Genomic DNA, 17,339 nt, shown 5'->3' with positions numbered 1-17,339 from the left:
GCCATGCGCTTCGCCGCCTACGAACACCGCCACCGCCGCCGGGTCGCCGCCGTGGAGGACGACGGCACTCTCCTCCCGCTACCGGGCGTCTCCTCGCTGTCCGCCCTGCTCACGGAGACCGACGGCCTGCCCGGGCTGCTCGCCGCCGGCCGGGAGGCGCTCGACGTCCCGCCCGGTCCGCATGTCTCCCAAGTACGGCTGCTGCCCCCGCTCCAGCCCGCGTCGGTACGGGACTTCGTCACCTTCGAGGAGCACGTCGAGGGCGTACGCCGCTCCGTCGACGGCGTCGCCGGTGTCCCCGAGCAGTGGTACGCGGCGCCGACCTTCTACTTCACCAACCCGCACGCGGTCCACGGCCACCGGGAGGACGTCCCGGTGCCGCCCGGCTCCGCCGTACTGGACTTCGAGCTGGAGGTGGGCGCCGTGATCGGGAGGGAGGGCCGGGACCTGACGCCCGAGCGGGCCCGCGACCACATCGTCGGCTACACCGTGTTCAACGACTGGTCCGCGCGCGACCTGCAGGGCGCGGAGATGAAAGTCGGCCTCGGCCCCTGCAAGGGCAAGGACACCGCCACCGCCCTCGGCCCGTACCTCGTCACCGCCGACGAGCTCGAACCGTACCGGGACGCCGAGGGCTTCCTGCGTCTGGCCCTGACCGCCGAGGTCAACGGCGAGAAGGTCGGCGAGGACCTGCTGTCCAACATGAGCTGGACCTTCGAGGAGATGACCGCCTACGCCTCCCGCGGCACCCGCGTCGTACCGGGTGACGTCCTCGGCTCGGGCACCTGCGGCAACGGCGGCTGCCTCGCCGAACTGTGGGGCCGAAGCGGCGAGCGGAATCCGCCGCCGCTCAAGCCCGGCGACACCGTCGCCCTCACCGTCGAGGGCCTCGGCACCCTGACGAACACCGTCGTCCCCGGCGCCGAACCCGTACCGCTCCCGGCCGGCCGGCGGCGCGACCGGGCGCGGCCGTGAGCGACCTGCGCCGCGAGAGGCTGCCCGGGAAGGTCGTCGTCACCGGTGCCGCCCGCGGCCAGGGCGCCGCCGAGGCCGAGGCCCTCACCCGCGAGGGCGCCCTGTCGTCGCTGTCCGGACCGTTCGACACGGTGGTCAGGCGGGGCATCCGGAGTCCGCGACCACGTAGTGGCCGGATGAGGTCTGCTGGAGGGTGCGGGTGGTGAACGTGTTCCACAGGCCCATGACCTGCCCGGAGCCCTGTGCGTAGGCGTACCCGCCGTCTGCGTAGGCCCGTCCGGCGACGGTGTGGGCGTAGTTGCTCGCCGTGTGGCACGTGGGCGTGAACCCGGCGGTGGTCGCGGTGACCGCGGACGAGGCCGGGCCCGCCGCGCCCTCGGAGTCGACGGCGGCCACGGTGTAGCCGTACACGGTGCCGCTGGTCAGGCCGGTGTCGGTGTAGGTGGTCGACGTGGTGGTCGCCACCTCGGTGCCGTCCCGGAAGACGGCGTACGAGGTCGCTCCGGTGACGCCGGTCCAGCTCAGGGAGGCGGTGGAGCCGGTGGTCGCGGTGACGGTCAGCCCCGTGGGGGCGGGCAGCGTCCCGGGCTCCTCGCCGCCACCGTCGCCGTCCAGCCCCCAGAAGAGGGCCGTGTGGTGGCTGGAGCAGATGGTGTCGAGGTAGTAGGTGCCCGCGGTGCCGCACTGCTCGGCGCCGCTGCCCGGGTCGACCGCGAGCCCGTGGGCCATGCCGGAGATCGAGTAGACCTCGACCGCGGACCGGCCGGAGGCGTCGGCGTAGACGCTTCGCGTGGTGCCTCCGGGGAGGCTCTCGGTACGGGAGGGGGTCTGGCCCACGCCCCACACGTCGGTCCACTGGTCGCGCAGCTCGGCGGCGTTGGCGGGCCGGACGGTGGTGTCGGCGGTGCCCTGCCAGATCGCCACGCGCGGCCAGGAGCTGGTGCCCGCGGGAGCGGCGGAACGCACCAGGTTCCCCCACTGGGCCGGTGTCCTGTCGGGCGGGCTGTACATGCAGGTGTAGGCCGCGGTCACGCTGTCGGCGCAGGAAGCGGGCAGTCCGGAGTCGACGGCGCCGCCCGCGAAGACGTCGGGGTAGGCGGCGAGCATGTTCGCCGTCATGCCGCCACCGGCCGACAGACCCGTGATGAAGACGCGCCCGGGGTCGCTGCCGTACCGCGAGATCGCCTCGTCCACCATCTGCTTGATCGACAGTGCCTCGCCACGGCCGCGGGCGCTGTCGCCCGGCTGGAACCAGTTGAAGCAGGAGTTGGCGTTGTTCGCGCCGCTCGTCTGGGGGAAGACCGCCGCGAAGCCGTAGCGGTCGGCGAACTTCGGCCATCCCGAGTGCGCGTAGTAATCGTTCGCGCTCTGCGTGCAGCCGTGCAGGGCGACCACGAGCGGCGCACCGGCGGGCAGGGCGTCGGGCACGTACGCGTACATGGACAGGTTGCCGGGGTTGGTGCCGAACCCGGTGACCTGGGTCAGGCTCGCGGCGGACGCCGACGGGCCCGCGGCCACCAGCGCGCCGGTCAGGGCGAGGGCGCCGGCCGCGGCGGTGATCCAGCGGCGGACGCCTCCGAGGAGGCGGTGGCCCTTCGGGGCGAGGTGCGGAGGGTGCGGCTGTCCCATGTCGGCTGCCTCCTGGAGGATGGACGCGCTCTCGGAGCGATGCCAGGTGCCTGGCCATCGGTGTGTGCGCATCATCCGGCGCCCATACCGCTATTGGCATGGACGGAACAACCAGGGTGAGCGTAAACCGTGTGTGACGGCGGTCCATGGTCCCGGTTCGGCTCCGGAGTGTATGGGCAGACCGCGCGCGAGGGAGTGAGTGCGTGCGCGCGTGTACGAGGGAGCCGGGACCGCCGACGCGATCCGGGCGGGCCTGCGCGGTCGGGCGGGCCTGCGCGGTCCGGGCGGGCCTGCGCGGTCCGGCTCCGTACTTCAGCTGTCGCGCGCAAGGCGGAGGAGGGTGGCAGGGCGGAGCCCTGGCAGCCGACGACAACGCCGCAGACGCGCGTGCCACACCCCGCGACGCCGGCATGATCCAACGACAGGCCCTAGGTGCTGAGTTCGTGCAGTGTTCCGGTCACCTCGTCGTCACCCACCTGCTCGAAGTCCTCGTACCAGAGGCCGACCGCTTGGAAGTCCGACGGCTGGTACAGGCAGACCACGTCGTCGGCCGCCGAGCGCATCTCGGCGCAGGACTCGGCAGCACCGACGGGGACCGCCAGGATCAACCGTGCGGGGGCCAGGCGGCGCAGGTGTCGCAGGGCGGCGCGGGCGGTGGCTCCGGTGGCCAGACCGTCGTCGACGAGGATCACGGTCCGGTCCCTGACGTCGGGCTCGGACCGGTCACCCCGGTAGAGCAGCGCGCGGCGGCGCAGTTCGGCGCGCTCGCGTTCCACATCCGGGGCGAGGCGGTTCTCGCTCAGGCCGAGCATCTCCAGGGCCCGTCGGTCGAACAGCGGCGGATCGTCGCCCACGATCGCGCCGATGCCCGCCTCCGGGCGGCCGGGAAGACCGATCTTGCGTACGACCAGCACGTCCAGCGGCGCGTCGAGTGCCCGCGCGACCTGGGCGGCCACGGGGACACCGCCTCGGGGCAGCGCGAGAACGACGGCGTCCGGGAACTCGCCGTCGGCTGCCCGTTCCTTCAGCCGGAGGGCGAGTTCCCGGCCGGCCTCCGTGCGGTCGTGGAATCGCATGGCCTGGTGTCCGCCCTTCTCACGCGAGGCGAAGAGTGTGCGCCACTGTCCGGGGTTTCCCGCCGGACTCCGGTGAAACCGTGGCGGGCCGACCGCGGCTGGTCGCGGAAGCCTGTCGGGCACGTCGTCACGGAAGTCTTCCGGGCACGTGGTCACGGAACCAGCCGGCGGCGGCCTCCGTCACCTGTGCCAGTGCGCCGGGTTCCGGGAAGAGGTGCGTGGCGCCCGGTACGACATGGATCCGGTGGGGTGCCGACAGCTCTTCGGCGGCCTCCCGGTTGAGATCGAGTACCGTCGCGTCGCTGCCACCGACGACGAGCAGGACCGGGGCCGTGACCGAAGGCAGTACGTCGCCGACCAGGTCCGGCCGCCCTCCCCGCGACACCACGGCGGACACCCGGTTCGGCCGCTCGGCTGCGACCGCAAGCGCGGCCCCCGCTCCCGTACTCGCCCCGAACAGGCCCACGGACAGCTCCGCGGTGTCCGGGCGCCGCTCCAGCCAGTCGACGGCGTCCGTCAACCGCCGGGTCAGTAGGGCGATGTCGAAGCGGTGCCGTGCCGTGGCGGCGTCCTCGCGCTCCTCGTCCTCGGTCAGCAGATCCAGCAGCAGCGTGCCGAACCCGGCCCGGTGCAGACCGGCGGCGACCGCACGGTTGCGAGGGCTGAGGCGTGAGCTGCCACTGCCGTGTGCGAACAGAACCACCCCCAGCGCCCCGGCCGGAAGCGTCAGGTCGCCGTCCAGGCTCGCGTCTCCCGAGGGGACCGTCGCGGTGTGCGAGACGGTTTGCGAGACCATGAGCACTCTTCTCCCCTGAGTTGTGCTGAGTACGGAGTACAGAGCCCGGAGCCCGGGGTGGGGCGCCGGGTCCGGGGTCCGGGTACCCGCTGGGGCCGGCCCTACAGGCAGGTGGCGGCGGCGGGCCGTCGGTCAGAGGTCGCCGGGGCCGCCGAGACCCGTCAGGGCGCCGACCGGGTCGAGGTCGGGGGTGCCGCGCGGCCACCAGTCGTCGTGGCCGGGTTCCGACTCGTAGGCGTACCAGAGCCCTGCCCGGCCGAGCCTGAGCTGGACGTGGCCCTGGGGGTGGGTGAGTCGGTTGCGCCAGGGGCGGAAGGCGGGGAGGTCGGCGGCAAGCAGCAGCGGGCGGGCCCGGTCGAAGCGACCGGCCGGCGGGTCCCAGGGCTCCTCCAGGACGTCGAGGCCCTCCGGTCCGCCCTGGCGCCAGGCGGCCACGGCGCGCGCCAGCTCCGCCGTATCGCGGCCGGCGGCCTTCGCGAGGGACGCGTAGAGCGCTCGGGTGCCGACGGTGAGGCCGGAACCGGGGCGGGCCGCGGCGAGGCGGACGGCGTCCTGCCACAGCGTCAGCCCGCCGACCGGGTCTCGGCCGGTGGTGAGCAGGGCGTGGGCGCGGGCGGCGGCGTCGGTGGCCAGCTGGTCCAGCGCGAAGGGGTCGGGGCCGCCCGGTGCCGCCGGGTAGGCCGGGGGCTGTTCGGGATGCGGGGGCGGGGGCAGCGGCGCCGGGAGGGGCGGCAGGGCGCGCGCCGCCAGTGCCGCGGCGGCCCGGACACCGGGCAGGGGCGCCGGTCCGCGATCCTGGGCGGCGCGGGCCGCGCGGGCCGCGTTCAGCCGGGACAGGGCGTCGAGCAGCTCGCGTTCGCCCCGGCCGCGCAGCAGGAGCAGGACGAAGGGGTCGGCGTCGAGCAGACGAGCCGTCTGGTAGCAGAGGGCGGCGGCGTGCTTGCAGGGGTGCCCGGAGTCGGGGCAACTGCACTGCGGGGCGAGGTCGCCGGGGCCGGGGAGCAGGGGGACACCGCAGTCGGCCAGGGAGTGGGGCAACTCCTTGTCGAGGAGCGCGGCGATGTGGCCGGGACGCTCGACGGCTGCGTCCAGGAACCGCTCCCAGTCGGCGTCGTCGAGCGTGCGCAGCCGCAACTGCACGCGGTACGGCCTGGGCCGGCTGCCCTGCACGTAGGCGAGGACGAGGCCGGGCGTCACGGTGATGGCGTCGACGTGTCCGCGCTCGGCGTACCCGCGCCCTCGCGCCAGCCGCGCGGCGTCCAGGGCGCCCTCCTCCAACGCGGTCACCCACGCGTTGCCCCACCAGGTCCCGGCGAGACTCCCGCCCGTCGCCGCGCGGGGCGGGAGGGCGGGGAAGGTACGACGGAGCTCGCCGTCACGGCCCGGCGCGGCCATCGAGCGGGGGGTGCGAGGGTTCGCGGACGGTGGGGGGAACGTCTGGCCGTACGCCACCGGACGCGGAGCGCGGCCCGGCGCCGCCGGATGCTGAGCCCGGCCCGGCGCCACCGGGGCACGCCCGGGTCGCGATGCCGTCTGCTGGCGTGGAGGCGGTGGCTCGTACGACGGCGTGGACGGAAGCCCCGGCTCGCCGGCGGCAGGCGTCGGGCCCTCGGCGGAGGTCTCCGCATGCGCGGCGCGAGACGACGTGGGAGTGGAATCGGAGAGGGGCTCATCCGGGGTCAGGGCATCCCCGTCGGGGTCCGCCTCCGGGGGGAGACGGAACGCGTCCGCTGCGAAGTCCCGTACGGCCCGTGCGCGGGCGTCGGCGGTGCGCGAACCGCCGCCCCCCTGCGGACGACGGGCCGGGCGGGACAGCCGCCGCGTGCCCTCCGCCCCCTGGGCCGCGGTGTCCGCCGCCGCCTGCCGACGAGCCGCCCGCAACGCCTCACGCGCCACATCCGCCGGCCGGCCGTCGCTCGCGCCCGCGGAGCCGGGGCCTGCCGCGGCGGCCGCATCGGCGGGAGGACGCGTCGGAGCAAGGGCGGTCGCCTCACCGGGAAGGGACGTCGGGTCGGAGGCAGGAGCCGCCGCATCGTCGGAGTGATCCGCCGGGACGGCGACTGTTGTTCCGTCAGAAACAATCGGCCGCCCAGCAGAGCGACTCACTGCTTCGGGCCGGTTGGTCTCCTCCCCCGTCGCGCCGCCCGCTCCGTCGTCCTCGCCCGCATGTCGTGCGGTCCGCGCGCTGCGCAGCGCCGCGCGTGCGACATCCCCGGGGCGGGGCCGCCCAGTGCGCTCCTCCGACTTCCGCTCCCGATCCCGGTCAGGGTTCTGGTGCCGGTCCTGGTGCTGGTGCTGGTGCTGGTGCTGGTCATGACTTTGCGCCTGTGCCGGCTCGCGTTCGGGGGCGCCCGCTCCGGCTTCGGCCTCCGCTTCGGCCTCGGCGGTGGGGCCCGGCGCCCCCTCGCCCCGCTCCCGTGCCTCGCGCAGGGCGCGGCGGGCCTCGTCGGCGGGCCGGGGGGTCATGACGGCCTCCGCAGGGACACCAGGTCGGACAGTTCGCGGACGGTCAGTTCGGTGAGGGCCGCCTCGCCGGAGCCGAGGACGGCATCGGCCAGGGCACGCTTGGACTGGAGCATCTCGGCGATGCGGTCCTCGACCGTGCCCTCGGTGATGAGGCGGTGGACCTGGACCGGCTGGGTCTGGCCGATGCGGTAGGCGCGGTCGGTGGCCTGTTCCTCGACCGCCGGATTCCACCAGCGGTCGAAGTGCACGACGTGGCCCGCGCGGGTGAGGTTCAGGCCGGTGCCGGCGGCCTTCAGGGAGAGGACGAGGACCGGGGTGGCCCCGCTCTGGAAGCGGTCCACCATGTGCTCGCGCTCCGGCACCGGCGTACCGCCGTGCAGCAGGTCGACCGGGATCGCGCGGGCGGTCAGGTGGGAGGTGATGAGGCGGGCCATGCCGACGTACTGCGTGAAGACGAGCGCCGAACCGTCCTCCGCGAGGAGCGTGTCCAACAGCTCGTCCAGCAGGGCGAGTTTGCCGGAGCGGGCGGTCGATCGATCCGCTCCGCCCGGCGGGTGTTCCTCCTTGAGGAACAGTGCGGGGTGGTCGCAGATCTGCTTCAGCGAGGTCAGGAGCTTGAGCACCAGGCCCCGGCGGCCCATGCCCTCGGCCGACTCGATGGCGAGCATCGACTCGCGCACCACCGCCTCGTACAGCGCGGCCTGTTCGCGGGTGAGCGGGACGGGGTGGTCCGTCTCGGTCTTCGGCGGCAGCTCCGGGACGATGCCCGGGTCGGACTTCTTGCGGCGCAGCAGGAAGGGGCGGATCAGACTGGCGAGGCGCTCCACCGCCTCCTCGTCCTCGCCGTTCTCCACCGCGCGCGCGTGCCGGGCGCGGAAGGACTTCAGGGGGCCGAGGAGCCCGGGGGTGGTCCAGTCGAGCAACGCCCACAGCTCGGAGAGGTTGTTCTCCACCGGTGTGCCGGTCAGCGCCACGCGCGCGGGGGACGGGATCGTGCGCAGCGCCTTCGCCGTCGCCGAGAACGGGTTCTTGACGTGCTGCGCCTCGTCCGCGACGACCATGCCCCAGGGCTGCTCGGCCAGTGTCGCCGCGGCGGACCGCATCGTGCCGTACGTGGTGAGGACGAAGCCGTCGGTCAGGTCGTCCAGGGTGCGGTCGGGGCCGTGGAAGCGGCGGACGGGGACGCCGGGTGCGAACCGGGTGATCTCCCGCTGCCAATTGCCCAGCAGTGAGGCCGGGCAGACCACCAGAGTCGGTTCGGTGCGGGCCCGCTTGAGGTGCAGGGCGATGACGGTGACCGTCTTGCCGAGGCCCATGTCGTCGGCGAGGCAGCCGCCGAGGCCGAGGGAGGTCATGAGGTCGAGCCAGGCCAGACCGCGCAACTGGTAGTCGCGGAGGGTGGCGTGCAGGCCGGGCGGCGGTTCGGCGGGGCGTACACCGGCCGTGAGGCGGTCGCGCAGGGCGGCCAGCGCGCCGACCGGCACCACCTCGACCGTCTCGCCGTCGGCCTCCGCGGTGCCGGTGAGAGCGACGGACAGGGCGTCGACCGGGTCGAGCAGGCCCAGGTCGCGCTTGCGGGCGCGGCGGACCAGGGCGGGATCGACCAGCACCCACCGGTCGCGCAGCCGGACGACCGGACGGTGGGCCTCCGCGAGGGTGTCCATCTCGGCCTCGGTGAGCGGGTCGCCGCCGATCGCCAGCTGCCAGCGGAACTGGAGGAGGTCCTCGCTCTCGAAGAAGCCGGTGCCGTCGGTCGCGGAGCCGGGCGCGGGCCGGACCACCGCGGTCGCGGTGAGGTCCTGGGCGAGGTCGCGGGGCCAGTGCACGGCGACACCGGCGGCGGAGAGCCGGCCGGCCGCCACGCCCAGCAGGTCGATGACCTCCTCCTCGGACAGGCTGAGGACGTCGGGCACGTCCTGCTCGGTGAGCCGGTCGAGCGGCGGCCAGACCCGCGCCGCGCGCCGCACCGCGAGGGCGGCGTCCACGCGCGCGCGGGGACCGAACGCCGCGTCGGCCGTCCCCGACCACAGGTCCGCCGCGTCGGCCACGAGGGTGGGGTCGGCGAGGCTGTGCACCTGGACGACCGCCGCCCCCGCGCTGCGCGCGCCACCGTTGCCTTCGTCGTCCCCGTCGAACAGGTCGTACGCCGACAGATCCAGGCGCAGCGAGATCCGCACGCCGGCGTCCATGCCGGCGGCGACCTCCGCGGCCCAGTCGTGGGCGTCCGGCAGGCGTTGCGCCCCGCGTGCGGCGAAGGGGCGGCCCGAGGCGTGGGGCGCGGCGGGGGTGCGGGGCAGGGTGTCGGCTACCGCGTCCAGGAAGGCGCGGACGAGTGCCTCCGGTTCCGGCAGCCGGATCGGGCCGGGGCCGTCCAACGGGACCGCGTGGCCCTCCGGGGGCAGGGCGGCGGCCACCGACCGCAGGTGCGCGATGTCGTCGGGGTCCAGCGGGCCGGCCCGCCAGGCGTCGTGTCCGGTCGCCGTCAGGCCGGGCAGGAGCCGGCCGCGCGCGGCGAGCCGCAGGGCGTGCAGGGCCGCGGCGCCCCAGCAGGCGGTGGCCGGGTGGGCGGCCGGGTCGTGCCGGGCGCGCACCAGCAGGGGCAGCGCCTCGCCGAGCGGGAGGGTCAACGCGGGCGTCGTCCGGCGTCGCACCCCGGCGCCATGCCGCCGTACGACGGTGAGGTCCGTGGACCCGGCGGGCCGGGCGCCGTGCCCGGGAGGCGAAGCGGCAGACCCGCCGTCCCCGGGAGGAGAAGAAGCAGAGCCGCCGTCCCCGGGAGGCGAAGCCGCAGCAGCCCCGTCACCCAATGGCACAACGGCAGACACGTCCCCAGGTGGCCAAGCTGCAACAACCCCGCCGTCCCCGGAAGGCGAGGCACCACCAGCCCCGTCGTCCGATGACGCGGCGGCAACACCCTCGTCCCCGGGAATCGCGGCGGCAGCGGCCCCGCCTTCCGGCGTCGCGGCGGCAGCCCCGTATTCAGGAAAGGCCGTGGCCACGGATCCGCCCTCGGGGTCCCAGAAGGCGATCCGCCCGTCGCGCGGGAGAGGCGCGGGCAGGAAGACGGCCGCGAGCCGGACGGGGACGGACGGAATGGCTCCCTCCGGCCGCGTCGCCGCTTCGCGCTCCCCCGCTCGCCCGGCGGCCATCGTGTCCACCACGGCCATGTCGCTCATACGTCCTGTCACCTCCCGCCCGTACGCCGGATCAGATGTCTTCGACTCTACGGGCGGGGTCTGACAATCGGCCCCGGCGCCCTGCCGGGGCCGGGTCGGCGCACGTGCGCGGTCAGGGAACCGTGCGCGAGACGACGTACACCATCGGGTAGTCCGGGTCGTCCATGTTCACCACGACGTCCTGGGTGGGTGCCGGGTCGCGCTGTTCGTTGACGAGGCCGTACCAGGAGCCGGGCCCGCCGAACTCCCAGCCGGTGACCCGCTGGGCGCGGTCGCTGATGGCGATCTTGCCGCTCTCCAGTGCGTCCCGGTCGACGCCCAGCCCCGCCAGGAAGGCGTCCAGGCCGGCGCCGGTGGTCTCGAACTGGACGTAGAGGCGACTGGTCTTCCAGTTGTTCGTCTCGTAGTAGGCGACCTCTTCGGACGGGACCGGGACGGGCACCTCGTAGACGCGGCGCTGCAGTTTGGACGGCCAGCCCTCGGTCATGCCGGTCGCCGCGTACTTCGCCTCCTTCTCCCTGCCGCTGTCCCGGCTCTGATTGGCGGAGATCATGAGGTAGCCGGCCGGGATGCCGATGAGCAGCACGATGATGAGCAGGGTGAGCGACCGACGGCGGATCTTGTGCCGGCGGTCCTCCACGGGGGGCCGGGGCTCGTCCGAGGGGCCGGCCTGGTGGGGCAGGGAATCCGTCACAGCGACTCCCGGGGCGCGCGGCGGGCCTCCGCGTACCGCTCGTAGCGCTCGTACCGCTCCACCCGGCGTCGCTTGGCGCGGCGGAATCTGCGGGCGACCAGCCGGGACAGGTCGGCGGCGCCCACCATCCCGGCCTCGGGCCCGAGCTGGGCGCGGACGATGCGGGCCTCGGGGCGGTAGCCGCGGCCGGTGAGCTGGCGCTTGAAGGCGTCGCGCGCGGGGCCGATCAGCAGGTCGTCGGCGGCGCTGACCCCGCCGCCGATCACGAAGCAGGACGGGTCGAGGGCCGCGGCGAGGTTCGCGATACCGACGCCGAGCCACTGCCCGATGTCCTGGAGCAGCTCGATGCACATGGCGTCGCCGTCGCGGGCCAGCTCGGTGATCATCGGGCCGGTGATGTCGCCGATGCTGCCCTTGACGTGCTCGATGATCCCGTACGCCACCGGCGAGTCGGCGGCGGCCAGCTCGCGGGCCTCCCTGACCAGGGCGTTGCCGGAACTGTACTGCTCCCAGCAGCCGCGGTTGCCGCACGGGCAGCGGTGGCCGCCGGGGACGACCTGCATGTGGCCGAACTCGCCGGCGACGCCGTACTTGCCGCGCTTGACCTGTCCGTCCTCCAGGATCGCGCCGCCGATGCCGGTGCCGAGCGTGATCATGACCAGGTGGTCCTCGCCGCGGCCGGCGCCGAAGCGCCACTCGGCCCAGGCGGCGGTGTTGGCGTCGTTGTCCACCAGGACGGGCACGGCGAGACGGCCGGCGATGCGGTCGCGCAGCGGTTCGTTGCGCCAGGACAGGTGGGGGGCGAACAGCACGCGGTTGCGGTCGGCGTCGACCCAGCCGGCCGCGCCGATGCCGACCGCGTGCACGTCGTGCCGGTCGGAGAGGTCCAGCACCAGCTCGACGATGGTGTCCTCGACGACCTTGGGGCTCTTGGACTTGTCCGGGGTCTCCGTGCGGAGCTTCTCCAGGATGTTGCCGTCGGCGTCGACGACGCCCGCCATGACTTTCGTGCCGCCGATGTCGATGCCGACCGTCGGCACGCGGGGTGCCGTGAGGTGCGAGCGGCGTTCCCTCGTGCCCACGGTGCGCAGGACCGGGGCGCGGCGGGAGCCGATGGGGGCGGTGAAGTCGCGGTAGGTGCTCATCGGGTGCGATTGTGCCGCACGGCTGTGCCGGGTGCCGAATGCGACGGGGGTGGGGGCTCGGTTCGTCGCCGGATGCGGGCGCGTCGTGGTTACTCGCGCCGTTCCCCGCGCCCCTAGGGCCTGTCTGACAATTCCCGCCTGCCTCGCGACGGGATGCACGCACTCTCGCCGCACCGGGCGCAGAGCCAAGTACATCCAGTACGAGGCTCTACGCCCGGCACTCCCCCAGCCTCCGGCCGGGGGGACCCCCAGAGCACGCACCTGACGCCGCGAGGCCGCCCTTCGGGCGACGACGCGAATTGTCAGACAGGCCCTAGGGCCGTCGCAGTTCGTGGCGTAGATCGTCGAGCTCGTTGCCGCCTGCCATCTGCCTCGTCAGCTCGTCCAGGGTGATGTCGTCACGCTCGTGATTGCCCACCATCGCGCCGCGCTTCAGGAGCACGAAACGGTCCCCCACCAGGTACGCGTGGTGCGGATTGTGGGTGATGAGAACAACACCCAGCCCCTGGTCACGTGCCGCCGCCACATACTTCAGGACGACCCCCGACTGCTTCACACCCAGTGCCGCCGTCGGCTCGTCGAGCACCAGCACCTTCGCGCCGAAGTACACCGCGCGGGCGATCGCCACGCACTGGCGCTCGCCGCCGGAGAGCGTACCGATGGGCTGGTCCACGTCCCGCAGGTCGATGCCCATGCGCAGGAGCTCCGCGCGGGTGGTGCGGCGCATGTGGTCGACGTCCATGCGCTTGAACGGGGCGACGCCCTTGCGCGGCTCGGAGCCCAGGAAGAAGTTGCGCCAGACCGGCATGAGGGGGACGACGGCCAGGTCTTGGTAGACGGTGGCGATGCCGCGGTCCAGGGCGTCGCGCGGGGAGGAGAGGCGGGTCTCCTCGCCGTCGAGGCTCAGCGTGCCGCCGTCGTGCTGGTGCAGGCCGGCGATGATCTTGATGAGGGTCGACTTGCCGGCGCCGTTGTCGCCGAGCACGCAGGTGATCTCGCCCGCGTGGACCTCCAGGGACACGCCTTCGAGGGCGCGGACGTTGCCGTAGTTCTTGCTGACGCCGGACAGCTCGACGAGCGCCGTGCGGTTTCGCGGCGTACCGCTTTCGGTCTGCGTCACTTGGTGGCCTCCGCGCGCTTGCGGACCCAGGCGTTGAGCAGGGTCGCGAGGAGCAGCATCGCTCCGAGGAAGAACTTGAACCAGTCGGGGTTCCACTCGGCGAAGACGATGCCCTTGCTGGTCATGCCGAAGATGAACGCGCCGACCGCCGAGCCGACCGCGCTGCCGTAGCCGCCGGTGATCAGGCAGCCGCCGATGACGGCCGCGATGATGTAGATCAGCTCGTTGCCGACGCCCTCGCCGGACTGGACGACGTCGTAGGAGAAGAGCAGGTGCTGGCCCGAGATCCAGGCGCCGAATCCGACGCCCATGTAGAGGCCGATCTTGGTCCTGGTGACCGGGACGCCCACCGCGCGGGCGGCGTCCTTGTTGCCGCCGACCGCGAAGATCCAGTTGCCGGCGCGGGTGCGCAGCAGGATCCAGCTGGCGACGGCGACCAGGGCGAGCCACCACAGGATGGTGACCTTGAAGCCGACGCCGCCGATGGTGAGCGTGGAGGCGAAGACCTCACGGGCGGAGGGGAAGCCCTCCATGTCGGCGATGGTCTTGGTGGAGACGGTGCCGTCGATCAGCTTGGTGAAGCCGAGGTTCAGGCCGGTCAGCATCAGGAAGGTGCCGAGCGTGATGATGAAGCTGGGCAGCTTGGTGCGGGTGAGCATGAAGCCGTTGAAGGCGCCGATCGCCAGGGTGACCAGCAGGGAGACGCCGACACCGACCCAGACGTTGGCGGTCATCTGGTAGCTGAACATCGACGACACCAGGGCCGACGAGGTGACCATGACGCCCGCGGACAGGTCGAACTCGCCGCCGATCATCAGCAGCGCCACCGGGACGGCCATGATGCCGATCGTGGAGGCGGCGTAGAGGACGGTGCTGAGGCTGGAGGCGCGCAGGAAGCTGTCGGCGAAGAACGCGAAGAAGACGAAGACGGCGATGGCGCCGACGACGGATCCCAGCTCGGGGCGGCCCAGCAGTTTCCGCAGCGGAGAGGTCTGCAGAATCCTTTCGTCAGCGGTTGCCACGTCCGTGCCGGCGCTCATCGAGTGCCCCGCTTCGTGTAGTCGGCCAGCTCGGCGGCGTCGTCCTTGGTGATGATCTGCGGCCCGGTGAGCACCGGCCGGCCGCCGCCGAGGACATCGGCGTTGTACTTGTACAGCCACAGCAGGTCGACCGCCTCGTAGCCCTGGAGGTAGGGCTGCTGGTCGACGGCGAACCCGAGGGTTCCGTCCTCCAGCCCGGCGGCCACCTTGGCGTTGAGGTCGAAGGTGTCGATCTCGGCCTCGCTGCCCGCGCCCTGCTTGGCCTTGACGGCGGTGTCGGCGTAGGGGGCGCCCAGGGTGACGACCGCGTCGACCGACTTGTCGGTCTGGAGCTTGGCCTCGATGGCGGACTGCACGTCCGGCATGCTGGTGCCGTTGACGTAGAGCCGCTGGACCTTGCCGTCGAAGCTCTTCTCCACGCCGTCGCAGCGCTGCTCGTGACCGACGTTGCCCTGCTCGTGCAGCACGCAGATCGCCTGCTCGCGCCCCCGCTCGTTCAGTTCCTCGCCGACCGCCTCGCCGGCGATCGTCTCGTCCTGGCCGATGTGCGTGAGGGCGCCGAACTCCTTGGACTCCTCCGAGCCGGAGTTCACGGTGATCACGGGGATGCCCGCCTTCCGGGCACGGGCCAGTGCGGACTTCATGGCGGCCGGCTTGGCCAGCGTGACGATGATCCCGTCGACCTTCTTGTCGATGGCCGCGTTCACGAGCTGCGCCTGCTGTTGGCCCTCGTCGTCCTGGGAGTACAGGAAGTTGATGTTGTCCTTCAACGCGGCCTGCTCGGCGCCGCTCTGGACGATGTCCCAGAACGAGTCGCCATCGCCCGAGTGAGTGATCATCGCGAAGGTCCAGCGGGGCGTGTTCACCGCCGCCTGCCCCTGGGCCGACGCGGCCTTGCGGGCATCCTCGGCGCGCTTGCCGCCAGTACTGCTGCACCCGGCCAGGGACACCGACAGTGCCCCTGCCAGCGCGATGCCCACCCATGTCCGAAACCGTGCCACGAGGCCGTGCCCTTCTTGCTGTGCCGTGCTGTGCGTGCCGGGGCTCCGCGGGAACCCGGCCGGGTTCTCGAAACCCCAAACGCCCCATTGTCCGACATGGCAATCGATCACTCGGCGCCGGGGAGCAGGCGTCGGTCACATTGTCCGGACATTGGCACGAACTCGCACGGCGAGCCGCACGGGGAACCACACGGCGCCCTCGGGCCGCCGGTCGGCGCAGGTCAGGACCGTACGAGCAGCTGGAACTCGAAGGAGTAGCGGGACGGCCGGTAGGTGTGCGTGCCGAACTCGACCGCGCGTCCCGTGTCGTCGAACGTCGTGCGCTCCATGGTGAGCAGGGGGGCGCCCTCGTCCTCGCCGAGCCGCTCGGCCTCGTCGGTGGTGGCGGCGCGGGCGCCGATGGACTGGCGGGCGCTGTGCAGCGTGATCCCGGCGGCGCGCATCAGCCGGTACAGGCCGGTGGCCTCCAGCTGCTCGGTGTCCAGGTCGACGAGACCGGGCGGCAGGTGGTTGCACAGGTACGCCATCGGCTCTCCGTGCGTCAGCCGCAGCCGCTCCACCCGGTGCACGTCGCTCCCCTCGGCGACGCCGAGCGCGGCGGCGACCTCGGTGGTCGCGGGGACGACGGTGTTGACCAGGACCTTCGTGGCCGGGCGCTGGCCCGCCGCCTCCAGGTCGTCGTAGAGACTGCTGAGTTCGAGCGGGCGCTTGACCTTGCTGTGCACGACCTGGGTGCCGACACCCCGACGGCGCACCAGCAGGCCCTTGTCGACGAGCGACTGGATGGCCTGGCGGACGGTGGGCCGGGACAGGCCGAGCCGCGCGGCCAGCTCGATCTCGTTGCCCAGCAGGCTGCCGGGGGTCAGCGCGCCGTGCTCGATCGCCGCCTCCAGCTGCTGCGACAGCTGGAAGTACAGCGGCACGGGGCTGCTGCGATCCACGCTGAGGTCCAGCGACACGGTGGGGTCCACTTCTGGTTTCGGCACGGGCCGAGCGTAGCTCCGTGCGCTGTTGACGGGAAGTTGTGTAGTTCGATTGTCCGGACATACGCATTGACAGCGCACGGGCTGTGAGCCCACTTTGATTCCATGCGCATCGGGGTCATCGGAACGGGCCGCATCGGTACCGTTCACGCCAACACGCTCAGCCGTCATCGCGACGTCGGATCCCTGATCCTCACGGACGCCGACATCGCGCGCGCCCAGGACCTGGCCCACCGGCTGGGCGAGACGGCGGCACCGGGGGTGGACGAGATCTTCCAGTGGGGCGTGGACGCCGTGGTGATCACCACGGCGACGCCGGCCCACGCCGAACTGATCGGTCGGGCAGCACGCTCGGGTCTACCGGTGTTCTGCGAGAAGCCCATCGCACTGGACCTGCCCGGCACGCTGCAGGCCATCGCCGAGGTGGAAACCGCCGGGACGATTCTGCAGATGGGGTTCCAGCGGCGCTTCGACACCGGCTACACGGGGGCCCGCGAGGCGGTACGGTCCGGGCGGCTCGGCCGGCTGCACACCGTCCGGGCGGTGACCAGCGACCAGGCGCCGCCGCCGGCCGCGTATCTGCCGCAGTCCGGCGGGCTCTACCGGGACACGCTCATCCACGACTTCGACATCCTGCGCTGGGTGACCGGCCGGGAGATCACCGACGTGTACGCCGCCGGGTCCGATGCCGGGCCGCCGATGTTCCGCGCGGCGGACGACGTGGACACGGGCGCGGCGCTCCTCACACTGGACGACGGCACGCTGGCCACGGTGACCGCGACGCGACTGAACGGCGCGGGGTACGACGTGCGCATGGAGCTGGCCGGGGAGCTGGACCAGATCGTCGTGGGCCTGGACGACCGTACGCCCATCGCCTCGACGGAGCCCACCGGACCGCCGGCCGCGGACAAGCCGTGGACCGGCTTCGTGGAGCGGTTCGGTCCCGCCTACGAGGCGGAGCTGACCACGTTCGTGGAGGTCGTGCGCGGCGAGCGGGCCAACCCGTGCGACGGGCGCGAGGCGTTGCAGGCGCTGCGGATCGCCGAGGCCTGTGAGATCTCCCGGCGCGAGCGCAGACCGGTGCGACTGGCGGAGATCCCGGGGGCCGAGGCGTCCGTGGCGGGGTGAGCGGGTCTCCTGCGGAAGCCGCCGCCGGACTCCCCAGGTCGAGCACACCCGTCGTCATTCTCCCCCTCGCACCGGCTGCCCCGGCGACGCCCTCCCGATGCCACCTTCCC

General features: G+C 73.1%; 13 protein-coding genes. 2 read left to right on the top strand and 11 right to left on the bottom strand.

The features are described from left to right. Positions 1-3: 3 nt before the first annotated feature. Entirely contained in the window at positions 4-975 is a 972-nt protein-coding gene (locus tag ACFW48_RS27610; protein WP_386318901.1) for a fumarylacetoacetate hydrolase family protein, read from the top strand. A 135-nt stretch (positions 976-1,110) separates the two neighbouring features. On the opposite strand, the gene ACFW48_RS27605 is transcribed toward ACFW48_RS27610, so the two are convergent. From ACFW48_RS27605 to ACFW48_RS27555, 11 genes are all read right to left on the bottom strand, one after another. After that, positions 1,111-2,604, bottom strand: a complete 1,494-nt coding sequence (locus ACFW48_RS27605) for a PHB depolymerase family esterase (protein WP_386318898.1) — start codon at positions 2,602-2,604, stop codon at positions 1,111-1,113. Between the two features lie 428 nt (positions 2,605-3,032). Continuing rightward, on the bottom strand, positions 3,033-3,680 hold the full coding sequence (locus tag ACFW48_RS27600; protein ID WP_386318896.1) for a phosphoribosyltransferase: 648 nt from the start codon (positions 3,678-3,680) through the stop codon (positions 3,033-3,035). Between the two features lie 127 nt (positions 3,681-3,807). Continuing rightward, the gene (locus ACFW48_RS27595) at positions 3,808-4,476 is read right to left on the bottom strand and encodes a dienelactone hydrolase family protein (RefSeq protein WP_386318893.1); all 669 of its coding nucleotides are present in this window, start codon (positions 4,474-4,476) and stop codon (positions 3,808-3,810) included. A 132-nt stretch (positions 4,477-4,608) separates the two neighbouring features. Next, the gene (locus tag ACFW48_RS27590; RefSeq protein ID WP_386318890.1) at positions 4,609-6,942 is read right to left on the bottom strand and encodes an SWIM zinc finger family protein; all 2,334 of its coding nucleotides are present in this window, start codon (positions 6,940-6,942) and stop codon (positions 4,609-4,611) included. Beyond that, entirely contained in the window at positions 6,939-10,091 is a 3,153-nt protein-coding gene (locus tag ACFW48_RS27585; protein ID WP_386319058.1) for an SNF2-related protein, read from the bottom strand. The genes ACFW48_RS27590 and ACFW48_RS27585 overlap by 4 nt, the downstream gene beginning before the upstream one ends. 139 nt (positions 10,092-10,230) lie before the next feature. Beyond that, complete coding sequence (locus tag ACFW48_RS27580) at positions 10,231-10,812, bottom strand: sugar kinase (RefSeq protein ID WP_386318888.1); 582 nt, start codon at positions 10,810-10,812, stop codon at positions 10,231-10,233. Beyond that, on the bottom strand, positions 10,809-11,957 hold the full coding sequence (locus tag ACFW48_RS27575) for an ROK family glucokinase (protein ID WP_386318885.1): 1,149 nt from the start codon (positions 11,955-11,957) through the stop codon (positions 10,809-10,811). Before ACFW48_RS27575 ends, ACFW48_RS27580 begins: the two co-directional genes overlap by 4 nt. Before the next feature lie 313 nt (positions 11,958-12,270). Further along, on the bottom strand, positions 12,271-13,077 hold the full coding sequence (locus ACFW48_RS27570) for an ATP-binding cassette domain-containing protein (protein WP_386318882.1): 807 nt from the start codon (positions 13,075-13,077) through the stop codon (positions 12,271-12,273). Then, positions 13,074-14,117: an ABC transporter permease gene (locus tag ACFW48_RS27565; protein ID WP_386318880.1), complete on the bottom strand. Its 1,044-nt coding sequence runs from the start codon at positions 14,115-14,117 to the stop codon at positions 13,074-13,076. The genes ACFW48_RS27570 and ACFW48_RS27565 overlap by 4 nt, the downstream gene beginning before the upstream one ends. Continuing rightward, on the bottom strand, positions 14,114-15,118 hold the full coding sequence (locus ACFW48_RS27560; RefSeq protein ID WP_386318877.1) for a sugar ABC transporter substrate-binding protein: 1,005 nt from the start codon (positions 15,116-15,118) through the stop codon (positions 14,114-14,116). The genes ACFW48_RS27565 and ACFW48_RS27560 overlap by 4 nt, the downstream gene beginning before the upstream one ends. Before the next feature lie 221 nt (positions 15,119-15,339). Next, complete coding sequence (locus ACFW48_RS27555) at positions 15,340-16,077, bottom strand: myo-inositol degradation transcriptional regulator (RefSeq protein WP_386319056.1); 738 nt, start codon at positions 16,075-16,077, stop codon at positions 15,340-15,342. A gap of 129 nt (positions 16,078-16,206) precedes the next feature. On the opposite strand from ACFW48_RS27555, the gene ACFW48_RS27550 reads away from it, so the two are divergent. After that, a complete protein-coding gene (locus ACFW48_RS27550; protein WP_386318876.1) occupies positions 16,207-17,229 on the top strand; it encodes a Gfo/Idh/MocA family oxidoreductase in 1,023 nt (340 codons plus the stop codon). Positions 17,230-17,339 lie beyond the last annotated feature (110 nt).

It is taken from the genome of Streptomyces sp. NPDC058812, assembly GCF_042744565.1.
GTDB classification, from domain to species: Bacteria; Actinomycetota; Actinomycetes; order Streptomycetales; family Streptomycetaceae; genus Streptomyces; species Streptomyces thinghirensis.
Note: the sequence above shows the minus strand (reverse complement) of the source record. Positions and strands in the feature narration are given on the sequence as shown.